22 protein-coding genes are annotated in these 23,094 nt (G+C 39.6%); 8 read left to right on the forward strand and 14 right to left on the reverse strand.

Annotation, left to right across the window (positions count from 1 at the left end; all coding sequences use genetic code 11):
* The first annotated feature begins 3 nt into the window (after window positions 1–3).
* The 4 genes from OCV27_RS07360 (at window position 4) to queC (ending at window position 3,994) form a co-directional block, all read left to right on the forward strand.
* Window positions 4–1,881: a propionyl-CoA synthetase gene (locus OCV27_RS07360; protein WP_125322828.1), complete on the forward strand. Its 1,878-nt coding sequence runs from the start codon at window positions 4–6 to the stop codon at window positions 1,879–1,881.
* Between the two features lie 95 nt (window positions 1,882–1,976).
* Window positions 1,977–2,453 (forward strand): GNAT family N-acetyltransferase, encoded by a 477-nt coding sequence (locus OCV27_RS07365; protein WP_125322827.1) that lies wholly within the window; start codon window positions 1,977–1,979, stop codon window positions 2,451–2,453.
* Window positions 2,454–2,626: 173 nt separating this feature from the next.
* The gene (queE, locus tag OCV27_RS07370; protein ID WP_125322826.1) at window positions 2,627–3,295 is read left to right on the forward strand and encodes a 7-carboxy-7-deazaguanine synthase QueE; all 669 of its coding nucleotides are present in this window, start codon (window positions 2,627–2,629) and stop codon (window positions 3,293–3,295) included.
* A 15-nt stretch (window positions 3,296–3,310) separates the two neighbouring features.
* Window positions 3,311–3,994: a 7-cyano-7-deazaguanine synthase QueC gene (queC, locus tag OCV27_RS07375; RefSeq protein WP_125322825.1), complete on the forward strand. Its 684-nt coding sequence runs from the start codon at window positions 3,311–3,313 to the stop codon at window positions 3,992–3,994.
* Window positions 3,995–4,059: 65 nt separating this feature from the next.
* Here queC and OCV27_RS07380 read toward each other — a convergent pair whose 3' ends face one another.
* A complete protein-coding gene (locus OCV27_RS07380; protein ID WP_125322824.1) occupies window positions 4,060–4,413 on the reverse strand; it encodes a DUF2750 domain-containing protein in 354 nt (117 codons plus the stop codon).
* A 79-nt stretch (window positions 4,414–4,492) separates the two neighbouring features.
* Window positions 4,493–5,686: a class I SAM-dependent methyltransferase gene (locus OCV27_RS07385; protein WP_125322823.1), complete on the reverse strand. Its 1,194-nt coding sequence runs from the start codon at window positions 5,684–5,686 to the stop codon at window positions 4,493–4,495.
* A 176-nt stretch (window positions 5,687–5,862) separates the two neighbouring features.
* Between OCV27_RS07385 and yccX the strand changes: the two genes are divergently transcribed.
* Complete coding sequence (gene yccX, locus OCV27_RS07390) at window positions 5,863–6,141, forward strand: acylphosphatase (protein WP_125322822.1); 279 nt, start codon at window positions 5,863–5,865, stop codon at window positions 6,139–6,141.
* A 4-nt stretch (window positions 6,142–6,145) separates the two neighbouring features.
* Here the strand turns inward: yccX and OCV27_RS07395 are convergent, their stop codons facing one another.
* The 6 genes from OCV27_RS07395 to OCV27_RS07420 all read right to left on the reverse strand — a co-directional run bounded on the left by OCV27_RS07395 (window position 6,146) and on the right by OCV27_RS07420 (window position 11,641).
* Window positions 6,146–6,475, reverse strand: coding sequence for a TusE/DsrC/DsvC family sulfur relay protein (locus tag OCV27_RS07395; RefSeq protein WP_125322821.1), 330 nt, complete (start codon window positions 6,473–6,475; stop codon window positions 6,146–6,148).
* Window positions 6,476–6,604: 129 nt separating this feature from the next.
* Window positions 6,605–7,273, reverse strand: a complete 669-nt coding sequence (locus OCV27_RS07400) for a Bax inhibitor-1 family protein (protein ID WP_125322820.1) — start codon at window positions 7,271–7,273, stop codon at window positions 6,605–6,607.
* A 197-nt stretch (window positions 7,274–7,470) separates the two neighbouring features.
* A complete protein-coding gene (locus OCV27_RS07405) occupies window positions 7,471–8,217 on the reverse strand; it encodes an amino acid ABC transporter ATP-binding protein (protein ID WP_125323384.1) in 747 nt (248 codons plus the stop codon).
* A 21-nt stretch (window positions 8,218–8,238) separates the two neighbouring features.
* On the reverse strand, window positions 8,239–9,336 hold the full coding sequence (locus tag OCV27_RS07410) for an amino acid ABC transporter permease (RefSeq protein WP_125323383.1): 1,098 nt from the start codon (window positions 9,334–9,336) through the stop codon (window positions 8,239–8,241).
* A 1-nt stretch (window position 9,337) separates the two neighbouring features.
* Window positions 9,338–10,543 carry an amino acid ABC transporter permease gene (locus OCV27_RS07415; RefSeq protein ID WP_125323382.1) on the reverse strand — a complete coding sequence of 402 codons (1,206 nt, stop codon included), beginning with the start codon at window positions 10,541–10,543 and terminating at the stop codon, window positions 9,338–9,340.
* Window positions 10,544–10,612: 69 nt separating this feature from the next.
* Window positions 10,613–11,641, reverse strand: coding sequence for an amino acid ABC transporter substrate-binding protein (locus OCV27_RS07420; protein ID WP_125323381.1), 1,029 nt, complete (start codon window positions 11,639–11,641; stop codon window positions 10,613–10,615).
* 460 nt (window positions 11,642–12,101) lie between these two features.
* Here OCV27_RS07420 and OCV27_RS07425 point away from each other — a divergent pair, with 460 nt between their 5' ends.
* Complete coding sequence (locus tag OCV27_RS07425; RefSeq protein WP_125321389.1) at window positions 12,102–13,037, forward strand: NAD(P)-dependent oxidoreductase; 936 nt, start codon at window positions 12,102–12,104, stop codon at window positions 13,035–13,037.
* 51 nt (window positions 13,038–13,088) lie between these two features.
* On the opposite strand, the gene OCV27_RS07430 is transcribed toward OCV27_RS07425, so the two are convergent.
* Together OCV27_RS07430 and OCV27_RS07435 are read right to left on the reverse strand one after the other, a co-directional pair.
* Window positions 13,089–13,574, reverse strand: coding sequence for a YajQ family cyclic di-GMP-binding protein (locus tag OCV27_RS07430; protein WP_125321388.1), 486 nt, complete (start codon window positions 13,572–13,574; stop codon window positions 13,089–13,091).
* Window positions 13,575–13,592: 18 nt separating this feature from the next.
* Window positions 13,593–14,645 (reverse strand): 3-deoxy-7-phosphoheptulonate synthase, encoded by a 1,053-nt coding sequence (locus tag OCV27_RS07435; RefSeq protein ID WP_125321387.1) that lies wholly within the window; start codon window positions 14,643–14,645, stop codon window positions 13,593–13,595.
* 223 nt (window positions 14,646–14,868) lie between these two features.
* Here OCV27_RS07435 and OCV27_RS07440 point away from each other — a divergent pair, with 223 nt between their 5' ends.
* On the forward strand, window positions 14,869–15,348 hold the full coding sequence (locus tag OCV27_RS07440) for a PaaI family thioesterase (protein ID WP_125321385.1): 480 nt from the start codon (window positions 14,869–14,871) through the stop codon (window positions 15,346–15,348).
* On the opposite strand, the gene OCV27_RS07445 is transcribed toward OCV27_RS07440, so the two are convergent.
* Window positions 15,317–16,702 (reverse strand): hypothetical protein, encoded by a 1,386-nt coding sequence (locus tag OCV27_RS07445; protein ID WP_125321383.1) that lies wholly within the window; start codon window positions 16,700–16,702, stop codon window positions 15,317–15,319. The two genes, OCV27_RS07440 and OCV27_RS07445, sit on opposite strands and share 32 nt — an antisense overlap.
* An 89-nt stretch (window positions 16,703–16,791) precedes the next feature.
* Here OCV27_RS07445 and OCV27_RS07450 point away from each other — a divergent pair, with 89 nt between their 5' ends.
* Complete coding sequence (locus OCV27_RS07450; protein WP_125321381.1) at window positions 16,792–17,628, forward strand: CvfB family protein; 837 nt, start codon at window positions 16,792–16,794, stop codon at window positions 17,626–17,628.
* Window positions 17,629–17,672: 44 nt separating this feature from the next.
* Here the strand turns inward: OCV27_RS07450 and rsmF are convergent, their stop codons facing one another.
* From rsmF to OCV27_RS07465, 3 genes are all read right to left on the reverse strand, one after another.
* Window positions 17,673–19,097, reverse strand: coding sequence for a 16S rRNA (cytosine(1407)-C(5))-methyltransferase RsmF (gene rsmF / locus OCV27_RS07455; RefSeq protein ID WP_125321379.1), 1,425 nt, complete (start codon window positions 19,095–19,097; stop codon window positions 17,673–17,675).
* A gap of 81 nt (window positions 19,098–19,178) precedes the next feature.
* Complete coding sequence (locus tag OCV27_RS07460) at window positions 19,179–21,812, reverse strand: MlaD family protein (RefSeq protein WP_125321377.1); 2,634 nt, start codon at window positions 21,810–21,812, stop codon at window positions 19,179–19,181.
* Window positions 21,805–23,076: a paraquat-inducible protein A gene (locus OCV27_RS07465; protein WP_125321375.1), complete on the reverse strand. Its 1,272-nt coding sequence runs from the start codon at window positions 23,074–23,076 to the stop codon at window positions 21,805–21,807. Before OCV27_RS07465 ends, OCV27_RS07460 begins: the two co-directional genes overlap by 8 nt.
* Window positions 23,077–23,094: the final 18 nt, after the last annotated feature.

A 23,094-nucleotide genomic window follows, 5' to 3' on the forward strand; every position in this document is an offset into this window, starting at 1 on the left:
GATATGTCTGCTTATCAGAAAGAATATTTATTGGCTAAGGTAGATCCTAAACAGTTTTGGCAAAGGCAAGCTGAGAATATCGATTGGTTTCAAAAACCGACCAAAATCTTAGAGTTTGATAACAATGGCATTGAACGCTGGTTTCCCGATGGTGTTCTTAATACATGTTGGTTGGCGCTAGATTATCATTGTGAGCAGGGTCGAGGTGACAATGTGGCTCTAATTTATGATTCTCCGGTTACAGGAAACAAAAGCCGATACACTTATAACCAATTACGAGAACAAGTGTCGAAAGTAGCTGGAATGCTTGCTAGCAAAGGGGTTGAAAAAGGCGATCGCGTGATTATTTACATGCCAATGATCCCTCAAGCCGCTATGGCTATGCTGGCATGTGCAAGGCTAGGTGCCATCCATTCCGTGGTATTTGGTGGCTTTTCTCCCCATGAACTTGCGGTTCGAATAGATGATGCACAGCCCAAAATCATTATGACTGCATCTTGTGGTATTGAGTTCACAACAGTGCTTCCATATAAGCCTCTTGTCGACAAAGCTATCGAAAAAAGTAACTGGAAACCTAAGAAAGTTATTGTTTTTCAGCGTTTTGAGTGTCAAGCAGAATTAGATCAAACTTATGATTTAGATTGGCAACAAGAGGTTGAGAAGGCCCAACCTCATTCATGCGTTCCCGTTTTGGCTACTGATCCCTTATACATTCTCTATACATCAGGAACAACAGGCAAACCTAAAGGTGTGGTGAGAGACAATGGTGGTCATGCTGTTGCACTCAAATACTCTATGGGTGCAATTTATAATGTTGCTGAAGATGGTGTGTACTGGGCCGTCTCTGATGTGGGTTGGGTCTTAGGTCATTCTTATATTGTTTACGCACCTTTGATCCATGGCTGTAAAAGTGTTTTGTATGAAGGTAAGCCAGTTAAAACGCCAGATTCTGGCGCATTTTGGCGTGTTTGTTCAGAGCATCAAGTGAGTGTGTTGTTTGCTGCCCCCACAGCTTTTCGTGCAATAAAAAAAGAAGACTTTGATGGCGTCCAAATTGGAAAATATGACTTATCTCAATTACAAGCGATCTTTATGGCTGGTGAGCGGCTTGATCCACCAACTTTAGCTTGGGCACAGGAAAAGACACGTAAACCCATTATCGACAATTGGTGGCAAACCGAGACGGGTTGGCCCATAGTAGCAAATCCTATGGGACTAGAACCCATGCTTGTTAAAGCTGGATCATCAACAAAACCTGTACCTAGCTACAACATTGAGATACTTAATGAACAAGGTGAGATTTTAGGTCCTAATCAGCAGGGCTTTATTGCCATTAAACGTCCTTTACCACCAAGCTGTTTGCCCACGATATGGCGCAATCATGATAGGTTTGAGTCTGGTTATCTAAATCAATTTCCGGGTTACTATATATGTGGTGATGGTGGATACTTCGACAGTGATGGATACCTGTTTATTATGGGTCGAATTGACGATGTAATTAATGTTGCGGGCCACAGGCTATCAACAGGAGAAATGGAAGAAGTCGTGGCAGCGCACCCTGCAATTGCAGAATGTGCGGTAGTTGGAATAAGTGATGAAATTAAAGGACAGCTGCCACTAGGTCTTGTGGTTTTAAAAGATGGAATTAAGGTGAGCGATAGCGAACTAGAAGAAGAAATTGTTGGTGTCGTTCGTGAGAAGATTGGAGCAGTTGCTTGTTTTAAACAAGCAATAGTTGTGGAGCGTTTGCCCAAAACTCGATCTGGTAAAATTTTGCGCAAAACTATTCGCCAGATAGCTGATGGTGAAGAGTATACTTTACCATCTACTATTGATGATCCTGCAACTATACACGAGATCGAAAAAGTTTTAGAACGCTAAATGATTGAATATCAAATAAGTAGTCTCTAGTATATGGGGCTACTTAGTGACATAAAGTCGCGATTACCACGCCATTGTGTTGTAAAAGGTTTACTATGAAAAATGTCATAATTAGAGTCGCGCATAGCCATGATTTGGAACAACTCAATGAATTAATGTTTAAGCTTCATGATGAGCATCATGACCAATGTCCGGATCACTTTAAAACAGCCCAAGAAATTGAGCAGGATAAAAGTATCGCTCGCTACATAAATGCCCCTGATTGTTTTGTATTGGTTGCTTGTATTGATAATAATGTTGTTGGATTTATTACAGCCCATTTTTGCGAGTTAACTTCGAGCGTGAGTAAACCAATTCAAATGGGGAGCGTGGATGAGCTTTATGTAGTACCAGAAACAAGAAAACTTGGTATCGCGACACAGCTATATCGTGATGTTGAGAAACGCTTTGATGAATATGGTGTTAAGCAAGTTTTCGTTGAAGTTTGGGGTTTTAATCAAGCCGCTCTTGAGTTATACCAAGATTTGGGGTTTGTACATCATATCCATTGGTTGCGTAAACCTATAAACTAACTTAAGTTTTTCATACCTAATCTAATACAGCCTTGTCAGATATTTGCTTGCTCAATAAACAGTACTTGAAAATATTGTGGTTGATCTATTTCTGATTTAGTTGACCTTCGTGTTGCAGTCATTTATGGTCTCGGTCCGGCATTAGACAGATGACGATTTAGGCTGAGATTAAGTTGTACAAAATTAACGAAATGTTTGAAACCATACAGGGTGAGGGTGTTTTTACTGGAATCCCCTCGGTGTTTATCCGCCTTCAGGAGTGTGCTGTAGGTTGTTCTTGGTGTGATACTAAGCATACTTGGGATGCCACACCTCAAGATGAGCGCTCTCTTAAAGAAATCCTGACGAAAACCCAAGATTTGCCAACTTGGTGTAGTGCGTCATGCGTCGACATCATCGAACAGTATCATCAATTAGGGTATCAAGCTCAGCATGTTGTAATAACTGGCGGTGAGCCATGTATTTATGATTTACGTCCACTGACAGAGGCATTTGAATCAATTGGCTGCCAATGCCAAATTGAAACTAGTGGTACATCTCCTATTTTAGCTAGTGAAGACACTTGGGTGACAGTGTCACCCAAAGTGGCGATGAAAGGTAAACTGCCGATATTGGATAGTGCACTATTGCGTGCAAATGAAATAAAACATCCAGTTGGTACGATGAAAGACATTGAACAGCTAGATGAACTGATAAAGCGCGCGGATATTCCTGAAACAACAGTCATCGCACTTCAGCCAATTAGCCAGAAGTCTCGGGCAACTCAACTTTGTATTACCACCTGTATTGAACGCAACTGGCGACTGTCAATTCAATCTCATAAATATTTGAACATAGCATAAAGGGAATTAAAAACGATGAAAAAAGCCGTGGTAGTATTTAGTGGGGGACAGGATTCTACAACTTGCTTAGTTCAAGCCCTCAATGATTTTGATGAAGTTCATGCTATTACTTTCGATTATGGACAAAGACACAGACTAGAAATCGAAGTCGCTCAAAATTTAGCAAAAGACTTAGGGGTCGCGGCTCATAAAGTTATGGATGTTGGCCTGCTCAATGAATTGGCGATTAGCTCTCTAACTCGAGATGACATTCCAGTCTCTCACGAGCTGCAGGACAATGGTTTACCGAACTCCTTCGTCCCCGGTCGCAATATTTTATTTTTAACACTCGCGGGTATATACGCATATCAAATTGGCGCCACAACCATTATTACAGGGGTATGTGAAACGGATTTTTCGGGATATCCAGATTGTCGTGATAGTTTTGTTAAATCCATGAATACCGCCCTCGTACAAGGTATGGAATACCAGTTAGAGATATCGACTCCTTTGATGTGGCTTAATAAAGCGGAAACTTGGGCACTTGCAGATCAATACCAAGCTCTATCTCTGGTGAAATATAAAACATTAACTTGTTATAATGGTGTCATTGGTGACGGCTGTGGAGATTGTCCTGCATGCGGGCTTAGAAAAGCAGGTTTAGAGGATTACCTCAATAACCGTGAAGCAGTGATAACTTCTTTGGTTAGCAAACAATAACCCACTATAAGAAAAATATGAATATGCCCTCTGAATGTCTAAGAGGGCATATAAACGATCTTCAATTAGTCCAGATACATTTTAGCTAACTCTGCAGGTTCTATTTCTTTTCCTTCGAGTTGTGAGTTCCAGTTAGTGCCCACCAAAACACCATCTTCCGATAATGTTAGCAGCCAGTCTTCGACAAAAATATCTAATGGAATCTCCAATACTTCAAAATCCGCCCATTCTTCCACATTATGTGCTTGTGCGTCTTCTTTAGAAGACCAAAAAGGCATAACTTCACTATTCTCAAACTCGGTAGAGTCACAAGATAGCCAACCCTCGTCATTACGTAGTCCCCACACTAAATTGTTTTGTTTAGTGTCCGCCACAAAAAGCTCTAGGTTAGCTTGAATGTCAGAAGTTAAGTTGCTCATCGCGTTTTTCTCTTCATGGTAATTATGGAATAGGGTAGCACTGTTATCGTTAAAGCTAAATAAAAAACCAGATATTCTATTAGATGACTTTGCAAGCAAATCCTTTTAGATAAAAACCTTCAGGATAGGCTGTATCAGTTGGGTGATCAGCTGCTTGCTCAAAACGCTCAATAAATTTCACTTGGCGGCCTGCATCGAGTGCTGCATCAGCAATAATCTTCTGAAATAAAGCTTGCTCCATTAAACCAGAACATGAATAGGTTAAAAGGGTTCCACCTGGTCTTAGGATTTGCATAGCTAACATATTAATGTCTTTATAGCCTCTACATGCACCGTTTAGTTGAGCTTTGCTCTCCGCAAATTTGGGCGGGTCCATGATCACGACATCGAATTTGGTTCCCTGATCTCTATATTCACGCAGTAACTTAAATACGTCCGCATTAAGAAATACGGCACGCTTTTTCGTAATATCAAATTGGTTAATTTCGGCGTTTTGTTTTGCCATATCCAGCGCGGGCTGAGATACATCTGCGTTGATAACGCGTTTGGCTTCACCTTTTAATGCATATAAGCCGAAGCCTCCAGTATAAGAAAAACAGTTTAAGACGTCTTTGTCTTTACAATATTTTACTGCCTGGTAACGACTGTCACGCTGATCAAGATAAAAGCCCGTTTTATGACCCCCCATAATATCAACGCTAATTTTGATCTCATTTTCTTCTATCACTAACGATTGTGGTGGCACTTCACCGTGCAAAACACCTGTACGTTCAGTCAAGCCTTCTTTCTTTCTTACTGATACATCAGAGCGTTCATAAATGTTGTTATCGGGAAACACTTCTAAAAGGGCTTTAATGAGTTTCTCTTTTTGGTATTCTGCACCTGCACTTAATAGTTGGCACACCAAGTAGTTCTGATATTTATCGACTGTAATTCCGGGCAAGCCATCTGACTCAGCTGCGATTAAGCGATATCCCGTAAGACCATCACGCTCAATAATTTCTTGACGTAAGAGCAGAGCTTGCTGGATACGTTTTACAAAAAAGTCCAAGTCAATATTTTGTTTATCGAAGCTCCAAATTCTTGCACGGATTTGTGAATGTGGGGAGTAGGCGGCTTTTGCTAGCCAAGTACCATCGTGAGCAAACACATCCATAGTTTCGCCTAATGACGGTTCACCCTCTATTTTTTTTATACCACGAGAGAAAATCCAAGGATGTCTTCGTTTTAGAGACTTTTCACGGCCTTTCTCAAGATAAATAGCTGGGGTCATTATATTGTTCACTCGAATATCAAAGGTCGGGTATTGTCGTGGAAGTCTATGAGAAAATCAAACAAAACGACAAGTTAGGATCCTTATGTGATTTTTGGAATTGGTGCCGTTATACTTTGTTCAAATTACTCATTTTTATGAAGAATAACTTGAATTCATTATGTGGAAACAACAATATGAATGTTCAGTGTAAAAAATTTATTATCAGCGGTGTTGTAAAAGGTGTTGGATTCCGCTGCCACTACCACAATTCTCACCAAGGAATGAAACTTGGATTAACTGGCTATGCAAAGAACCGCGAAAATGGGGATGTTGAGGTTGCTGTTTGTGGGCTTAGCCAGCAAATAGTTGAAATGGAAAAATGGCTGCAAGTCGGCCCTAAGACGTCTTTGGTTGAATCAGTCAAATCAGAGCTTGTGTCCTATGAGCCAATAGCGGGCTTTAAAATTTTATAAGTACCTAAAGGCATTTTGCGGGTTTTGGTAAACCTGCTAGTTTAGTGGCTTGTTTGGCAGGTCCTTGTTTGAATAACTTAAATAAATACTTGCTGTTTCCTTTCTCAGGCCCATGGGCCTTTTCTATCGCCTTCACCAGCATTCTTACTGCAGGGGATGTATTAAATTCTTCATAAAAATCACGCACAAAATGAATAACTTCTAGATGAGCTTCAGTAAGCTCGATGTTTTCTTGCTCTGCAAGCAGTGTAATCATACCTTCTTCCCATTGAGTATGATCTAGAAGATACCCCTGTGCATCGGTTTGGATAGTTTTACCCTTGTACTCAAACATATATTTATTATCTTAAATTAGTATGCTGAATAGAGTAGCTTAGCTTGGTTGAACATCGCAATACATCTGAAAATAAAAAGCCCAGAAGGATGATCTTCTGGGCTATATCTGAACAATTAAGACTAAAAATTAGTCATCATTCATAATACCTAAGATAGTAAGTAGGCTAGTAAACAAGTTGAGAATGTTTAGGTACATTGAAATCGTGGCACTAACATAGTTAGTTTCCTCACCACGTACAATACGGCTTGTGTCATACAGTATGAACCCTGAGAATACAAGTGCTGACATGCTGCTTATTGCCAATTGACCAATTGTCGAGCCTACAAAAATATTGATGATAGCAGCGACGATAACAATGATCAGACCTGCAATCAGGAAGCTGCGCATGAAAGAGAAATCTTTCTTAGTGCTGATTGTATAGGCAGATAAACCAAGAAACACCATACCAGTTAATCCAAGAGCTTGAGCAATAATGGACGGACCGTTTGTTATTGATGCATAGTGGGTTAACATTGGCCCTAGAGCCCCCCCCATAAGAGTCGTGAAGACAAAAGTCCATACGATACCCATCGAAGAGTTAATGCTTCTTGGTAGTGCAAAGAAAAGAATTCCTATGGCAGCAATTTGCATTACCAAAGCCATCATAGATGAAATACCTATAGCCATTGTCGCTAGAGCAGCAATTGCGCTAGTTACTAATGTCATAGATAGAAGAAAGTAGGTGTTCTTAAGTGTTTTGTTGATCTCAAGTGCATTAGTTGCATTTGAAGAACGTGTAAACATAGGGCTGTTCATAATATTCCTCGTAAGGTTTATGCTTATAGCTACATTTATGGGGGCTAGCTATGAAAAAATCAAGCCTTAATGCTATATGTATTACAGTAGATCATAAATGAATTGCAAAATAATGTATCAATAAAGTTGTAACATAATATAACAAAATTTCTGAATTCATTATGAAGAACCGTTGTGCCAGGTTTTATAATTAAAAATTAATGGCTTAAAATTTGAGCAAGGAAGTTTTGTGTCCTATCTGATTGAGGGTTTTCGAAGAAATCAACAGGGTTGTTTTCCTCAATAATCTCACCAGCATCCATAAATATGACACGATCTGCTACTTCTTTGGCAAATCCCATTTCATGAGTTACACACAGCATGGTCATTCCTTCGTCTGCTAACTCTACCATAACGTCAAGAACTTCTCTTACCATCTCTGGGTCTAGTGCGGAGGTAGGTTCATCAAAAAGCATAACTTGCGGGCTCATGCACAAGGAGCGAGCAATCGCTACCCGTTGCTGTTGACCTCCTGATAATTGACCTGGAAACTTCTCGGCTTGGTCTGGAATTTTCACTCGCTCTAGGTACTTCATCGCAATTTCTTTAGCTTCATTTTTGGGTAACTTTTTGACCCAGATAGGCGCTAGTGTACAATTTTCTAATACAGTGAGGTGTGGGAATAGATTAAAGTGTTGGAAACACATACCGACTTCTTTTCGGACAGCTTCAATATTTTTTAGGTCTTCAGTAAGCTCATTTCCCGATACTATGATTTGACCTTTCTGATGTTCTTCAAGTCTATTAATACAACGGATCATGGTCGATTTACCAGAACCTGAAGGACCACAAATGACGATTCTTTCACTTTTCTTAACACTGAGATTAATATTTTTCAGTACATGAAACTCACCGTACCACTTGTTCATATCCTTAATCTCGATCATCAACTCTTGCTGTGTCATAACATATCCTTGAGTTTTAAATTATCGTTTATGGCCAGTGTGAAGCCGGTTTTCGAGCCATATGGAGTATCGAGACATTCCAAAACAAAATACCCAGAATACCAACGCAACGAATACATAACTTTCGGTCGCGAATCCCAACCATTTTGGATCAGTGTTTGCCGCTTGTCCTATACCTAATACATCAAACATTCCAATAATGAGAACTAAGCTAGTATCTTTAAAAAGACCAATGAAGGTGTTCACGATTGATGGAATAGTAATTTTTAATGCTTGGGGTAGTACTATCAAGCCCATTTTTTTCCAATAACTGAGCCCTAGTGCATCAGCTGCTTCGTACTGACCTTTTGAGATGGCTTGTAAGCCACCTCTAACAACTTCAGCCATGTATGCCGCACTGAACATTATTACACCTATCAGCGCACGAATAAGTTTGTCTGTTTCAGAGCCTTGAGCAAGGAAGAGGGGCAACATCACGGATGCCATGAAAAGGACAGTAATAAGAGGGACACCACGCCAAATCTCGATGTAAACGGTACAAATGCTCCGAATGATTGGCATCTCTGAACGACGTCCAAGCGCCAGTGCAACACCAATTGGAAGAGATACTACAATTCCGACTAGAGCAATGATTAAAGTGACGAGAAGTCCTCCCCACTTGTGAGTATCAACTACTTCAAGCCCGAATACACCACCATAGAGTAAAGCTCCAATAATAAAAGGATAGATGGTAACAAAAAACAACCATATCCAAATGCGTTTTGGTGTTTTCTCATAGGCGAGTAAAGCTGTAAAAATTGCTAAAGTAAAATAAAATATGCGAGGGCGCCACAGCTCTTCTTGTGGATAGAAACCGTACATGAATTGTTCCCAACGCACACTAATAAAGACCCAACAAGCCCCTTCTCGTGAACAATCTTCTTTTGTTGTTCCAATCCAATCAGCTCGTAGAACCGCCCAATCAAATATGCTCCAAATGAGTGATATAGCTAAATAGGCCAAGATAAGCGTAACAATCGAGTTGATAGGGCCATTGAATAAATTTTTTCGCATCCATCCTATAAGACCAATGGTATTGGCAGGTGGGGGTAAATCGGGTTGAAATTGATGTGTTTTCATTTCATCTCTCCACCAAAGCAACTTTGCGGTTATAGACATTCATAAGGGCAGATGTAATTAAACTTAGTGATAGATATACTGCCATCGTCATGGCAATAATCTCAATTGCTTGCCCTGTTTGATTAAGAGTTGTTCCAGCAAATACCGAAACTAAATCTGGATAACCAATTGCCATGGCTAATGATGAGTTTTTGGTTAAATTGAGATATTGGCTGGTGAGTGGTGGAATAATTATTCTTAATGCCTGTGGAACAATAACAAGTTTCAATGTTCTAGAGCGTGGCAGCCCAAGAGACATTGCCGCTTCTGTTTGGCCATGACTCACTGCATTAATGCCAGAGCGTACTATTTCTGCGATAAATGAAGCAGTATAGATACTCAAAGCAAGTAAGAGCGCTGCTAACTCAGGGATAATACTGATTCCACCTTGGAAATTAAATCCCTGCAGCTTTGGATATTCTGCTGAGATAGGAGAACCCATGAGTAAGTATACGACTAAAGGCAAAACCAGCACCAAACTAAATACAACACGCCCCATGGGTGTTTGTTGTCCAGTTAAACGTTGCTTGTTTTTAGCCCAGATATTAATGAATACAGTAATTATTACACCTAGAGCAAAACATAAACCAACAATAAATGATCCATCTTCGAAGACTGGTGAAGGGAAATATAAACCACGTACATTTAAAAAAATAGCTTCACCAAGACTCAAGCTTTGTCTTGTTGAGGGTAAAGCTTGAAGAACAGCAAAATACCAAAAAAATATTTGTAAAAGTAAGGGGACGTTGCGAAAGATCTCAATATAAACGGCGGCTAGTCTACTAACTAACCAGTTTGAAGATAGACGTGCTATCCCCACAACAAAACCTATTAGTGTCGCTAAAATAATACCTAATACTGATACCAAAGCTGTATTCAAAAAGCCTACAACAAAAGTGCGACCATAAGAAAATGTTTCGTTATATTCAATCAGTGATAATCCAATGCCAAATCCAGCCTCTTGAGTAAGAAAGCCAAATCCTGTGGCGATCCCTCGAGCTTCAAGATTCGTTAAGGCATTGTTGACTATAGTGTAAAAGAAAAAAACTAACGCGAGTATAGCAATGATCTGAAACACAACTGATCTAAACGTGGGATTGTAGAAAAGGCTAGTTTTCGATTCGTGGCTGGGTTGCATATTCGGTTCAGTAGTATTATTGGGTTTCATACCGCTATAACCTCGGGTTCTGGGTTATAAAAAGGGCGGAAAACACCCGCCCATTTATATTTTAGCCTGTTAACGAATTGGTGGAGCGTACATAAAACCACCATCATTCCAAAGTGCATTAACACCACGGGAAATTTGCAATGGCGAACCACTACCGACGGTACGCTCAAAGCTTTCTCCGTAATTGCCTACCTGTTTCAGTATTTGGTAGCCCCAATCATCACGTATACCTAAACCTTTACCTTTCGGGCCTTCAACGCCTAAGATTCGCTTCACATTTGGGTCTTTAGATTTTAACATCGCTTCAGCGTTCTTGGAGGTAATGCCATATTCTTCAGCATTCACCATTGCTGCTAATGTCCACTTACCAATATTGAACCATTGGTCATCTCCTTGGCGAACCACAGGCCCTAGTGGCTCTTTAGAGATAATTTCTGGTAATACTACAGCAGAAGCTGGATCTTGCAGGTTTAGGCGCAAGGCATAAAGTCCAGATTGGTCCGTGGTCAACACATCACAACGACCGGCGTCAAAACCTTTTGAAGTTTGAGCTGCCGTGTCAAAAACCACAGGTTTATACGACATACCACTGTTCCTGAAATAATCAGCAAGATTGAGCTCTGTAGTGGTACCGGACTGAACACAGACTGAAGCGCCGTTAAGTTCCTTAGCACTTTTCAGGCCAAGCTCTTTTTTGACCATGAAACCTTGACCATCGTAATAACTTACGCCGACAAAATTCAGACCAAGTGCAGTGTCTCGATGTAATGTCCATGTTGTGTTGCGAGACAAAACGTCAATTTCACCAGACTGAAGTGCAGTAAAGCGCTCTTTCGCGGTTAAAGGTACATATTTAACTTTAGTTTTGTCACCAAATATGGCCGCAGCAAGAGCTTGGCAATATTCGACGTCAATACCTTCCCATTCGCCTTTGGAGTTAGGGTTAGAAAACCCGGGTAAACCTGTACTGACACCACAAGTTAGGAAACCCTGTTTAGTCACTTTGGCTAAGGTACTATCTGCTGCAGATACGCCCGTAGACATCAGAGCAGTCGAAGCCGCTACAAATGAAGCTATAAATATGAGTTTGTTTGCCATTTGAATCCTTCCTGTATGATCCGTGTTAAATTAGGTACTACCTGTTGCAACGAATGGAAAAGTGGTTTTTATCAATATTTATTGGTAAATCACTCAAAAAATGACTTGTATATAAATCAGACATTTATAAGAGTAGGAAAAGATCACTAAATTCTCAAATATATCATTTATCAACGGATATTTTGTGAATCAGCCATTACCTCTAACCATAGAATGATTGAATATTAATCACCTTGAGGTAGTGTTAGACTTCACATTAATGGTTCAAAGGAGAACTATACCCACAAAGTCTAGTTTTACAGCGGTAACACTTATCGTTCGACTTATTGGTAAGATATAATGTTGTTATTAGTGTATTATCTGGTGGTAAATTTTGCGGCTATCAATTCTAGCTGTATTTGTGTATCACACTTTTGATAGAATCTTGTGTAATAGTTAGTAAGTTTGCTTAAGGATAGAAATGCAATATTTTCCACTGTTCATGAATCTTAGAGACCGGCTTATTTTAGTCGTTGGAGGGGGAGAGGTCGCTTGTCGTAAGGTCGATAGTTTGGTCCGAGCTGGAGCAAGAGTTTCTATCGTTTCACCTCAAATAGCTCCCTTCTTACAGAATTTAGTTGAGTACAATGAATGTGACTGGATTCAAAATTTTTATTCCAAGGAGTTACTTGATAGTAAATATGTGCAGGTTTGGGCGACAACAGATAACCCAGAGTTGAATCATCGCGTTTATGATGATGCTAAAGCTGTGGGAATCCTAGTAAATGTAGTCGATGACCAGCCCTATTGTGATTTCATTACACCTTCAATGATTACTCGCGGCAGAATTCAGATTGCTATCTCTAGTGGGGGAGCATCTCCAGTTCTTGTACGTAACATTAGAGAGCAGTTAGAGGCAGGCTTAGCTTTTAATATATCTATATTAGCAGATTTTGGTTTGTCTAAACGAAGTGATATTAAACAGCAACTACCTTCTGTAGATGAGCGTCGTAAGTTTTGGGAAATGTTCTTTAGTATCCCTGCGGTTAACAATGCAACCGAACGTTCACAATTAGAAATGGAATACTCTAAGTTATTATCACAGGGAATTGATCAAGGTGCTGGTATAACCTGGGTTGATTTCGGTCCAGATATAGAGCTGCTCCCAATGAAAGCACTTAGATTAATGCAGCAAGCAGAATTGATTTTATTTGATTCAAAGTGTCCTTTTGAATTTATCGATATCACACGAAGAGATTCTGAAAGGCAAGAGTATGTTAATGATGTTGATTTATCAGATAAACTGGCCAGAGCAAGACAAAAGAATTTACGCGTTATTGTACTTGTTTCATCAACTTCTACCAAATATAACCTACTGATAAATCGTGATTTGCATATCCGCTTAGGAAGTATTTGAAATTAAGATCCCAAGCCCATATTTAGGGCTTGGGATATGTATATATAGACTTTAATCACGGAAATTTTCGTATTGAAAAGGTTGGCCTAATTCTGCATTACGAATCATTGCAATTGTAGCTTGAAGATCATCTCGTTTTTTGCCTACCACTCTTACTTTTTCACCTTGGATTGACGCTTGAACCTTAAGTTTCGCATCTTTAATAGCTTTAACGACTTTTTTAGCAGTAGGGGTATCGATACCTTGTTTAAATATGACTATTTGTTGCCATTTTCTGCCTGATGCTTCTTCGTCTTTTGCTTCCATTGCATTAACATCAACACCCCTTTTAGTAAGGTGTGAACGCAAAATATCACGCATTTGTTTTAGTTGAAAATCGCCTTCTGCATTAAGCTTGACCGATTCATCTTTTAGCATTTCGAATGAGGCTTCGACGCCACGAAAATCAAAACGAGTTGATAACTCGCGAGATGCGTTGTCTACCGAATTACGAAGCTCAACAGTATCAATTTCAGATACAATATCAAAAGATGGCATTGCTCATTTCTCCTATATTTAAACGCTTAATTTTATTGCATTAGATAGCAAATCTAACATCTTGACCGTATCTTCCCAACTAAGGCATGGATCGGTAATCGATTGGCCATATGCCAAATTATCAATATCATGCATAGGTTGATTACCTTCAACAATAAAACTTTCTGCCATAATACCAGCGATTTGATTCTTTCCAGATATTATTTGATCACAAATATCTTGCGCGACATCCAATTGTTTTTTATGTTGTTTTAGACAGTTTGCATGACTAAAATCGACAACAAGTCGTTCAGGAAGATCGAAATTCGCCAATTGTTGACATGCAGAGTTCACTGACTCGCTATCATAGTTTGGTCCTTTGTCACCACCTCGAAGAATGACGTGCCCGTATGGATTGCCGCTTGTTCGGTATACTGTCATGCGTCCATTTTTATCGGGTGAGTAAAAGTAATGTGAGGCTTGTGAGGCACGAGTTGCATCAATAGCAATTTTCACATTGCCATTGGTAGCATTTTTAAAACCAACAGGGCAAGATAATGCTGATGCCATTTCTCTGTGAATCTGAGATTCTGTGGTACGGGCACCAATCGCTCCCCAAGAAATGAGGTCAGCAATGTACTGGCCTGTAATCATATCAAGAAATTCTGTCGCAGTTGCTAAACCAAGTTTATTGATGTCTAACAAAAGCTTACGTGCTTTGTTCAAACCAGTCTCTAGAGCGTAAGAACCATCGAGGTTTGGGTCAGTAATTAAGCCTTTCCAACCTACAACTGTGCGTGGTTTTTCAAAGTACGTACGCATAACGATGAATAACTCATCTTGGTACTTTTCCTTTATACCAACTAAACGTTGTGCGTAGTCGAGAGCAGCATGAGTATCATGGACGGAGCAAGGGCCGACAATAACTAACAAGCGTTTATCTTCACCAATTAGCATTTTTTCTACTTGACGACGGGATTCAGCGACATGCTGTGCAACATCTTCAGTTATTGGATGGGCATTCCCAAGTTCTGCGGGTGTTGGCATTGGGCCTAATGGCTGAGTTCTTAGTTCATCGGTTTTAATTGGCATACAAGCGCCTGTTGTTTTTATCGCGAGTCGGTAAAGATAGCGGAAAGCTCATGACTAATAAACCTCTAGCATAACATTCTTGATGTTATTCTAATTTAAAATGTCGAATACAGTTATTGTCTACTTTTACATAATGATTTCAGATTATTATTGTTAACAAACCATTGACATTGCCTTTGATTCATTATCAACTAGGGTTACGCAACCAGATATCGGACCAGTTATGATTTCAACTCTTGCCAAAGCAAATATATACCTAAAACTGTTTGGTTTTTTCAAAGTTCCACTCATTTGGTTATGTAGGCCCCAAATTTTGCGATTGGATGAACAGATTGTAGAAATTAAAATACCGCTAAAAAGGAAAACTAAGAATCATCTTAATAGCATGTACTTTGGTGTTTTAGCAATAGGAGCTGACGTTGCAGGAGGTTTTATGGCGATGAACAAAGCAAAATCAAGAGGGCACACTGTCTCTTTGGCTTTTAAAGCGGTAGATGGACAGTTTCATAAAAGACCCGAAAGTGACGTACATTTTTCATGTCATGACGGTGAGTTAATCGATGCCATGTTGGATGAAACTATCGCCACAGGACAACGAGTCAATAAACAAGTAAAAATAACCGCTACTTGCCCCAAATTACACGGAAGTGATCCGATGGCTGAATTTCTTCTTACTCTGTCGCTAAAGAAAGTGGCTGTGTAGATGTATCGAGTTCAACTTGCTCAATAGCTACGATCTTGTTTCTGTTCAACACAATTTTCCAACGGTAGTAGATGGGTTCACCGCTGTGATTATATTCTTTAGCAATTAAATTAACTAAATGCCGTTTTTCGACCGCCTCCTGACTTACTTGGTTGTTATTTAATGTGTAAACTTTATTTGATCCTTTATCCATCAGTCGCATTAGAGGACGCATACTAAGCATCATGGATTCGCGAGTCTCTTCATAGCCACTCATGAATTTTGAGGTTGACATCTCTGTTTCACAGCGATAATGAAGAACTTGCTCTTCTCTTTGCACGACGCGTTTTTTTCGAATCATTTGTATACGATCTGGGAGCTTTTGTAAGCTTTTGTAATCCAACCACTCCAGCTTTTGTCCTACGGCTTTATTTGTAGTGGGGTCAAGGTAGTACTTTCTCCATTTAGGCCGCCCCTTACGAATCCATCGCCACATAACATCTCGAAGATCATCTTTGAAAATTTCACGAAGAGCATAGACAAAAGACATCCATATGATGAAGGAGACTGTAATTTCACCCCAATAATCTCGCGCAAGAATTGCCGTAATGGTAACAAAAACCATGACAAAACCAGTTGCTGAGCCTTTTACCACGCGTTTCATATTTTTGCCAAGAGATTGGGTTTTTACCTTTAGAACTACAGGATGTTCAATTAATCGACGCAGTAAGCGCATTTTGTTACTCAACCTTGTTACATCGTCACGTACACTCTTCGAGTTATAGTTATTTAACTTGCGATGTGCCGCTTCTTTCTCCACTATTGCAAGCAATCTTTCTTTGATAGTCTTATAGTCATTATCCCTTGGCATATGAGCGATTAATGACATGAAGCGTTGTCCTGTATACCAAGAAAGGTAGTTATCGATATTGGCATAGTAGCGTTTTAAGCTTTCTTCATATGGAATACCTCGCCTGAGCTTTTTTAAAATATCAAGTGCGAGTTCAATAACTTCATCAACTTCTTCGCTAGTAATAATGTCACTGTTATGTTTGTTCAATTCATTAACGGCTTTATCTAAAGCAATGACATATTGATACGCAAATAAGCTGATACTTACACGGTATTGAGTTGAGGAAAGTCGACCACGCTTAGCTAATCGGCTGTGGACCAAAGGAAGAAGAGTCTTATCACTGAAATAAGCCCGTTCTTGTACTATAGATTCATAATAAAATTCAGTTTCTTTTAATACGTTGGGAGTTAGGCCAATCTCACCTGGGACAAAAAAATAAAGGTCAAGGTCAGACTTTTTTGATGTGGCCATTGAATGGGAAATCTTAAGTGTGATGCCGTCCTGCTTATCAACGGTGATCAAAGAATACTCCTGAAAAAATTCTTTTTACCTGGCGAAAGCATAACAGAGTTTCGGTATAATAACCTAAAATTTAGTAAGAGACCGTTGAAATGATTAAAGTTGGACAGATAAACCACTTGGAAATAGTTAAGAAAGCCGATTTCGGTATTTTCCTTGATGCAGGTGATTATGGCTCAAGCTTATTGCCAAATAGATTTGTTCCACCAAGTGCTGAAATTGGTCAATTCTTAGATGTATTTTTATATTTTGATTCTGACAACCAACTTGTTGCTACAACAGAAACGCCTGTTGCTCAAGTTGGAGAATGGGGAGTAATGAGGATTGACGGTGTCAATAGTATTGGAGCATTTGCGGATTGGGGGATAAAAGGCAAAGATTTGCTTATTCCATTCAGTGAACAGCGTACTCGCTTTATCGCGGGGCAAAACGTTTTAGTATATGTATATACAGATAAGGCTTCGGGCCGTATTGTTGGCACAACAAAATTTAACAAATGGCTAGATAAAACACCGTCAAACTATCAATGTAACCAACAAGTTGACTTAATTATTGCAGAGCGTAGTGATCTTGGTTTCAAAGCCATAGTTGAAGGTCAACACTGGGGTATGATTTTTAAGTCTGATGTATTCGGTAAGCTATTCATTGGTAAGAAGCTCAAAGGTTATATTAAAGCTGTTCGTGAGGATGGAAAAATTGACCTGACTTTGCAAAAAGTAGGAGCAGCTAAGATGGATGATCTAAGCCAAAAGGTTCTTGATTTACTAGAAAAGAAAGGGGGTTACTTACCTTTAAATGATAAGTCTTCTCCAGAAAGTATTTTTTCTACTTTTAGAACCAGTAAAGGTACCTTCAAAAAAACAATCGGGGGATTGTATAAACAAGGCAAGATCACGATAGAAGAGCAAGGGATTCGGTTGAACCCTTAAGCTTTTTGTTATGCCGCCCACTAGGAATCTAGTGGGCAATTAATTTAAAATAGGTTTTTGTCTCTAACCAACTCTCTAGGTAAACCATTTTTTAAACGATTTCCCACCCACTTACCCAGACCTATCACGTCATCACCAAGCTTAACAATCACTTCACCTTTTCCAGATTGATTTTCTGGTCTAATATCTCTTCCCATGAACCATTCTCGAGCTTCAACAATGGTGAGTCCAATACAATTAGGCTCTTGCCCTGATGCAAGAGCCGTCGCAACTTGATGTTGCCAGCGATAGCCATTTTTGTGGGATTCGGCTATCTTGATCCCCATTCTAGAAAATCGAAATGATCCTAAGAGTGGTTCCAAAGCACTTGGGAATAACCACACATCGTTATCTCTGAGCCATATACATGAATTCATTGGTAACTCAATATTTAAGCTCGCATTTAGATTGTAGGCAATGTGTTGTTGAACTTTATCAGATGCTTTTTCGAACGGGAATTTTCCAAGGCGTTTATTAACCTTAGGTGCTTTCATTGGCCCTAATTTTTTAATCTTTGCTACGAAAAAGCCTTCACTGTCATAAACTTGAGGGAATATGTGTAGGAAGCCGTGTTCTGTGATCGCTTTACCTGCGCCCTCGAATAATGAATCGAGTGGTTCAAAAGCGATTAAATCTTGATATTTTTTTTTCAAATACAAACAAACTTGCTGGTTTTCTTCAACACTTAAAGTGCAGGTTGAATAAACCATCACTCCACCTGTTTTGAGTGCATGAAAAGCACTATCAATAAGATCTTTTTGAGTCTCAGAGATAGCCAGAACAGTTTCTTTGCTCCAATTTTTCATTGCGTCAGGATCTTTACGTACTGTTCCTTCTCCAGAGCATGGCGCATCGATAAGCACAGCGTCAAAACTTTCTGGTAGCCAACCACCAAAAACTCTTCCATCAAAGTTGCTTAGTGCTGTGTTTCGTATTCCACATCGTTGTATGTTGGCATGCAGCGCCTTAACACGAGTGGATGAAAACTCATTGGCTACAATTACGCCACTGTTATTCATTAGTGCCGCAATTTGAGATGTCTTGGAGCCAGGAGCGGCTGCCATATCGAGAACAGTATTAAACTCATTGTGTAGGTTATCGAACAATGCTGATACTGGCATCATAGAACTGGCTTCTTGAATGTAAAATAGACCACACATATGTTCAGCGGTATTACCGAGCGGAGTGATGGATTCATCAGCTTCAATCCAAAAACCTTCCTTACACCAAGGAATAGGTGATAGTCGCCAATTTTTTTCCGATGCACGCTGAGTAAAATCACTAATAGAAATTTTAAGCGTATTGACACGGATACTTTTACGAAGTGGGCGTTGGCAAGCAGCAATAAAGCCAGAAATATCTAGACCATTGGGCATGATGGCCTGTATTTCTTGCAGAAATTCTTCAGGCAAATAGACGTTTTGATGCAAAGTTATGTCTCGTGCACGTAAAGGTGAAAGATTATAACGGATTAAAAGACAAAACGCAGTGTTAATACTGCGTTTTTATTTCTATGGCTTGGGGATTGGGGTGCGCCACTTTTTCCATGTATCTTCAGGTGTTGAATACAAAAAGAAAGATTGTTCATGCTTTGCAATAGGTTGAAGTGGAACATTATCAGGAGTAGAAAAAGTAATTCCTCCTTTGATGATACTGTCAATTGTACCTGCTTTGATATTGGCACCTCCAAGCCCAATCGAAACATCAACACCCGAGGTATTCCAAAATATGCTGTTTGCTCTTATAAGATAAGCGTATTCTGGGTCTATAGAGATAGTTGAAACTACGCGGTCAGCTAGTTCACCAAGACCAACTTTAATGACTCGCCCAACTTGCATTTCTCTAAAGAGAACAGGCGTGCCTATAGTTACTGAGCCAAGGGTTTCACTTTGTAATGTAAACGGAATACCGTCTGTATCCGGTTGCTGTTTATGTAAACTAAATTCAAAAGTAGCCTTTCCTTTACCCGGTTTTACATTAATCGCTGGTGCCCAAAAATTTTGCAAGTTCTTTACACCGCTTAACCCTAAGGTCGGTTGAGCTATCCAAAAGTAGCTATTTTCTTTAGCGAGTATATCTGCATATTTGGGGAGCAGGCGAAGCTCAATAGTGACTCTATCATGGTTAAAATCTGGAGTAACCGATATCGCTTCTCCAACTTTGATGCCATTATATTTTACGCTAGTGCCATTAGAGATATGATTCTCTCCTTTGGCTACCAATGTGATAGTTTGCCCATATTTTCGAGCTGTTTTAAAGTCTTTATATAATAACCATTGTTCACCGCGTTTGTTTTCGACCCCTGGCAGTGAGTCAAAAGCAATACTGCCTTGGATTAACGATTTTAAAGGGGCGGTTTTTACATTGATACCATTGAGACTCGCATCTATATCAATACCGGAATAATTCCAAAATACTGTTTGCTTGTTCAGTAAATGCTTATACTGCTTTTCTATACTCGCCGTTATCACAACACCACTTTCAACTAGGTGATAGTCTGAGATGTGGCCTACCTTAAGATTCTTATAAAGTAGAGGGCTGCCTTTACTTACAGAAGGTAACTGGTCTGCTAATAGTGTGATGCTTTCAAAGCCTGATATATTATACTGAGCTAATTCAGCCAGTGATTGACTGGGATATAGAACATACTTTCTTTGGGGAGAGTTTTCACCATCACTGATAAAGCTGATTGAACCGGTTAGCAATTGTTTAGCAGGAGGGACGTTGATATTAAGCCCTGACTGAGTCAACTCTGCAGTCGCACTACCAGTCACAAAGAAGCGATTTTCAGCTTTTATGAGAGAGGAATAGCTAGTATTAATGAGCAAATCAAAATGAACTTTATCCTCAACTAAAGACACACTAGTCACTTCTCCAACAGTGATACCTCTATATAGAACATTAGCACCAGCCTCAAGGCCAAAAGAATTTTCTGCTACTAAAGTGATAACAATAGAGTTGGCTTGTTGCTTATTAAATTGCTCTTTTCTAATTGCCGTAAAGTAACGAGAGCGTTCACCTTTTCCTGCTATTAAAGTTAGGTAATTTCCTCTGATCAAATTCGTGATATTTTTAACGCCGGAAAGTGAGACTTTTGCTTCTTCAAGAATAAAATGACTTCCACTGGTTAGAATATCAGAAAATGCTGGCTCAATAGCAGCTAGTGCGACTATCTCTTTTCGACCATTACTAAATTGTAAGTCACTAATTTGTCCAATTTTGATACCACGATACATGATTGGTGCGCCAGAAGGACTTATTTGATTGTTCTCAGGAAGTGTGATCTTTATGGGGATCCCTCGACCTGCTGTTTGTAAATCGGGATACAATCTAAATCGGCTATCATCGACTACAGGTTCACCTCCATCAGGAGAATCTACAGCAATGGAGCCGCCAATTAATGAACTAAGACTGTCTAACTTGAGATCAATTCCATGAATCCCCACACTGGCACCTAAACCGCTAACATTCCAAAAACGGCTTTCATCGGTGATAATATTCCTATATTCATCATGAATTGTTGCGTGAATAAGAACATTTTTCTCTGCCTTATCAAGTTGGTAACTGTAAACTTCACCGATTGGTATTTTTCTGTAAACGATCTGTGAACCTATCGAAATTCCACCAAGTTCATCGGCCCTTAGAGTAATGTTTAGCCCATCAGGAGCTCGAATATCAGAGGGAGGACGCTCAAGGGCGGTGAATTTTGTTTCTGGCTTAGCAGGGGAGTCGCTTGGTTGAATTGCAATGTAATTACCAGATACAAGAGCATCAAGACCAGATATACCAGAAAGACTAGCTGTTGGTTTTACCATCCAAAATAAAGTTCTTTTAGAAAGAAGTTTTGTCGCTTCTGGATATATTTCGGCCTCAACGTAAATACTAGCCAAGTCATCGGATAAATTGATGTCACGGACCATACCAACCTCAAGTCCGTGATAACGTATGGTTGTTCTACCTGCGACTAGCCCCTGTGCATCAGAGAAATGTATTTGAATACGTTCACCTGCATCCTCAACCGCTTTTAGAACTAACCAGCCTGCCAATACCAAGGCTAATATTGGAAGTAACCACAAAGGGGATATTCCTTTATTGGGCTTTACATCAGGTGAGTAAGAGGGTTGATTTGGAGTTGAGTTAGCCATTTGATGTTTCTTCTCTTTGCTCTGTTTTGTGCTCTATGGAATGGTCATCCCATATATGCCTAGGATCAATACTTTCCGCTGCGAACATAGTTAGTAATACTACAAGGCCAAATGCTACTGCACCAAAACCTGGAGTAAAATCTAGTATTTGACCACGGTCAATCACCGTCATCATTATACAAATCACGAACAAGTCCATCATCGACCAGCGGCCTATCCACTTAATGATGAAATAAATGGTCATTCTTTGGCGACAAAATATTCTACGTTTGAACTTGATTGAAAGCAGTAGATAGGCCAACCCTAAAATTTTAGCAACGGGGACGACAATACTAGCTATAAAAATAATCAGTGCAATACCCCACATATTACTTTTGACCAATGATACGACACCTGAAAAGATAGTGTCTTCAATGCGCCGCCCATTGGTTATCAGTATTGATATTGGAACTAAGTTTGCTGGAAAGATCACAATTGTCGCAGCAGTTATATACGCCCAAGTTTTCTGTATCGAGCGGGGTTTACGACGAGAAATAGGTTTTTTACAGCGAACACATAAATGATTTTTAGGCTGTGAGAGGTGGCAATGAAGGCAATGTAACTCTTTCTTATTAAAATGATAACTAAACTCAGTTCTATATTTTTCCCAGTAACCATAAACACTCACGCGAGTAACCAAAAGTACAGTCATGAACTGAAGTAAGACAAAACCATACAAACCAATACCCATATGGATGTCTGAATAGTCTTGAAGTTTAAAACAAGAAATCGCAATACTAACAAGAAAAACATCAATCATGACCCACACTTTCAAGTGTTTAATGGTGTAAAGAGCATATTTTAAGATTTGTATGTTATTAAATTGTAGTGCTATATGAGCAGCCATTACAGAAAAACAGAGTAAAAAAGGCGCAATCGAGCTACAAAAAAGAATTAGTAGTGATAGAAAAATAAATCCTTCATTATACAGGGTCATTATGCCAGAAGGTAAGGTTGCTGGTATCATTACACCGAATAAGCGGATGCTAATGAAGGCAAAAAAGTGTGAGGGCACATACAATAGAAGGCACGCGACAGCAATAGCAAGATTACCAGAAAGAGAAGGGGAGCCACCTCTATAAAGATGTATACCACAACGCGGGCAATAGGCACTTTTCCCTTTTCCTAAAGAGATAGAATTTATCGGAAGATCACAACCATGGCATAAGTGAGTGTGTGAGATCGACTGTGGTATATTTTTAGAGTCTGAGTAGGGAGGGTTCATTAGTTCGACCTATAATAC

This window comes from Vibrio pectenicida, assembly GCA_024347015.1.
GTDB classification, from domain to species: Bacteria; Pseudomonadota; Gammaproteobacteria; order Enterobacterales; family Vibrionaceae; genus Vibrio; species Vibrio pectenicida.

Coding starts and splice junctions, on each gene's coding strand:
- OCV27_RS07430 (WP_125321388.1), bottom strand. CDS start 13,574: ATGCCATCTTTTGATATTGTATCTGAAATTGATACTGTTGAGCTTCGT.
- OCV27_RS07410 (WP_125323383.1), bottom strand. CDS start 9,336: ATGAAAACACATCAATTTCAACCCGATTTACCCCCACCTGCCAATACC.
- OCV27_RS07460 (WP_125321377.1), bottom strand. CDS start 21,812: ATGGCTAACTCAACTCCAAATCAACCCTCTTACTCACCTGATGTAAAG.
- OCV27_RS07400 (WP_125322820.1), bottom strand. CDS start 7,273: ATGAACAGCCCTATGTTTACACGTTCTTCAAATGCAACTAATGCACTT.
- OCV27_RS07450 (WP_125321381.1), top strand. CDS start 16,792: ATGATTAAAGTTGGACAGATAAACCACTTGGAAATAGTTAAGAAAGCC.
- OCV27_RS07395 (WP_125322821.1), bottom strand. CDS start 6,475: ATGTTTGAGTACAAGGGTAAAACTATCCAAACCGATGCACAGGGGTAT.
- OCV27_RS07420 (WP_125323381.1), bottom strand. CDS start 11,641: ATGGCAAACAAACTCATATTTATAGCTTCATTTGTAGCGGCTTCGACT.
- OCV27_RS07380 (WP_125322824.1), bottom strand. CDS start 4,413: ATGAGCAACTTAACTTCTGACATTCAAGCTAACCTAGAGCTTTTTGTG.
- queC (WP_125322825.1), top strand. CDS start 3,311: ATGAAAAAAGCCGTGGTAGTATTTAGTGGGGGACAGGATTCTACAACT.
- OCV27_RS07405 (WP_125323384.1), bottom strand. CDS start 8,217: ATGACACAGCAAGAGTTGATGATCGAGATTAAGGATATGAACAAGTGG.
- OCV27_RS07465 (WP_125321375.1), bottom strand. CDS start 23,076: ATGAACCCTCCCTACTCAGACTCTAAAAATATACCACAGTCGATCTCA.
- OCV27_RS07360 (WP_125322828.1), top strand. CDS start 4: ATGTCTGCTTATCAGAAAGAATATTTATTGGCTAAGGTAGATCCTAAA.
- OCV27_RS07435 (WP_125321387.1), bottom strand. CDS start 14,645: ATGCCAATTAAAACCGATGAACTAAGAACTCAGCCATTAGGCCCAATG.
- OCV27_RS07425 (WP_125321389.1), top strand. CDS start 12,102: ATGCAATATTTTCCACTGTTCATGAATCTTAGAGACCGGCTTATTTTA.
- OCV27_RS07415 (WP_125323382.1), bottom strand. CDS start 10,543: ATGAAACCCAATAATACTACTGAACCGAATATGCAACCCAGCCACGAA.
- OCV27_RS07440 (WP_125321385.1), top strand. CDS start 14,869: ATGATTTCAACTCTTGCCAAAGCAAATATATACCTAAAACTGTTTGGT.
- yccX (WP_125322822.1), top strand. CDS start 5,863: ATGAATGTTCAGTGTAAAAAATTTATTATCAGCGGTGTTGTAAAAGGT.
- OCV27_RS07365 (WP_125322827.1), top strand. CDS start 1,977: ATGAAAAATGTCATAATTAGAGTCGCGCATAGCCATGATTTGGAACAA.
- OCV27_RS07385 (WP_125322823.1), bottom strand. CDS start 5,686: ATGACCCCAGCTATTTATCTTGAGAAAGGCCGTGAAAAGTCTCTAAAA.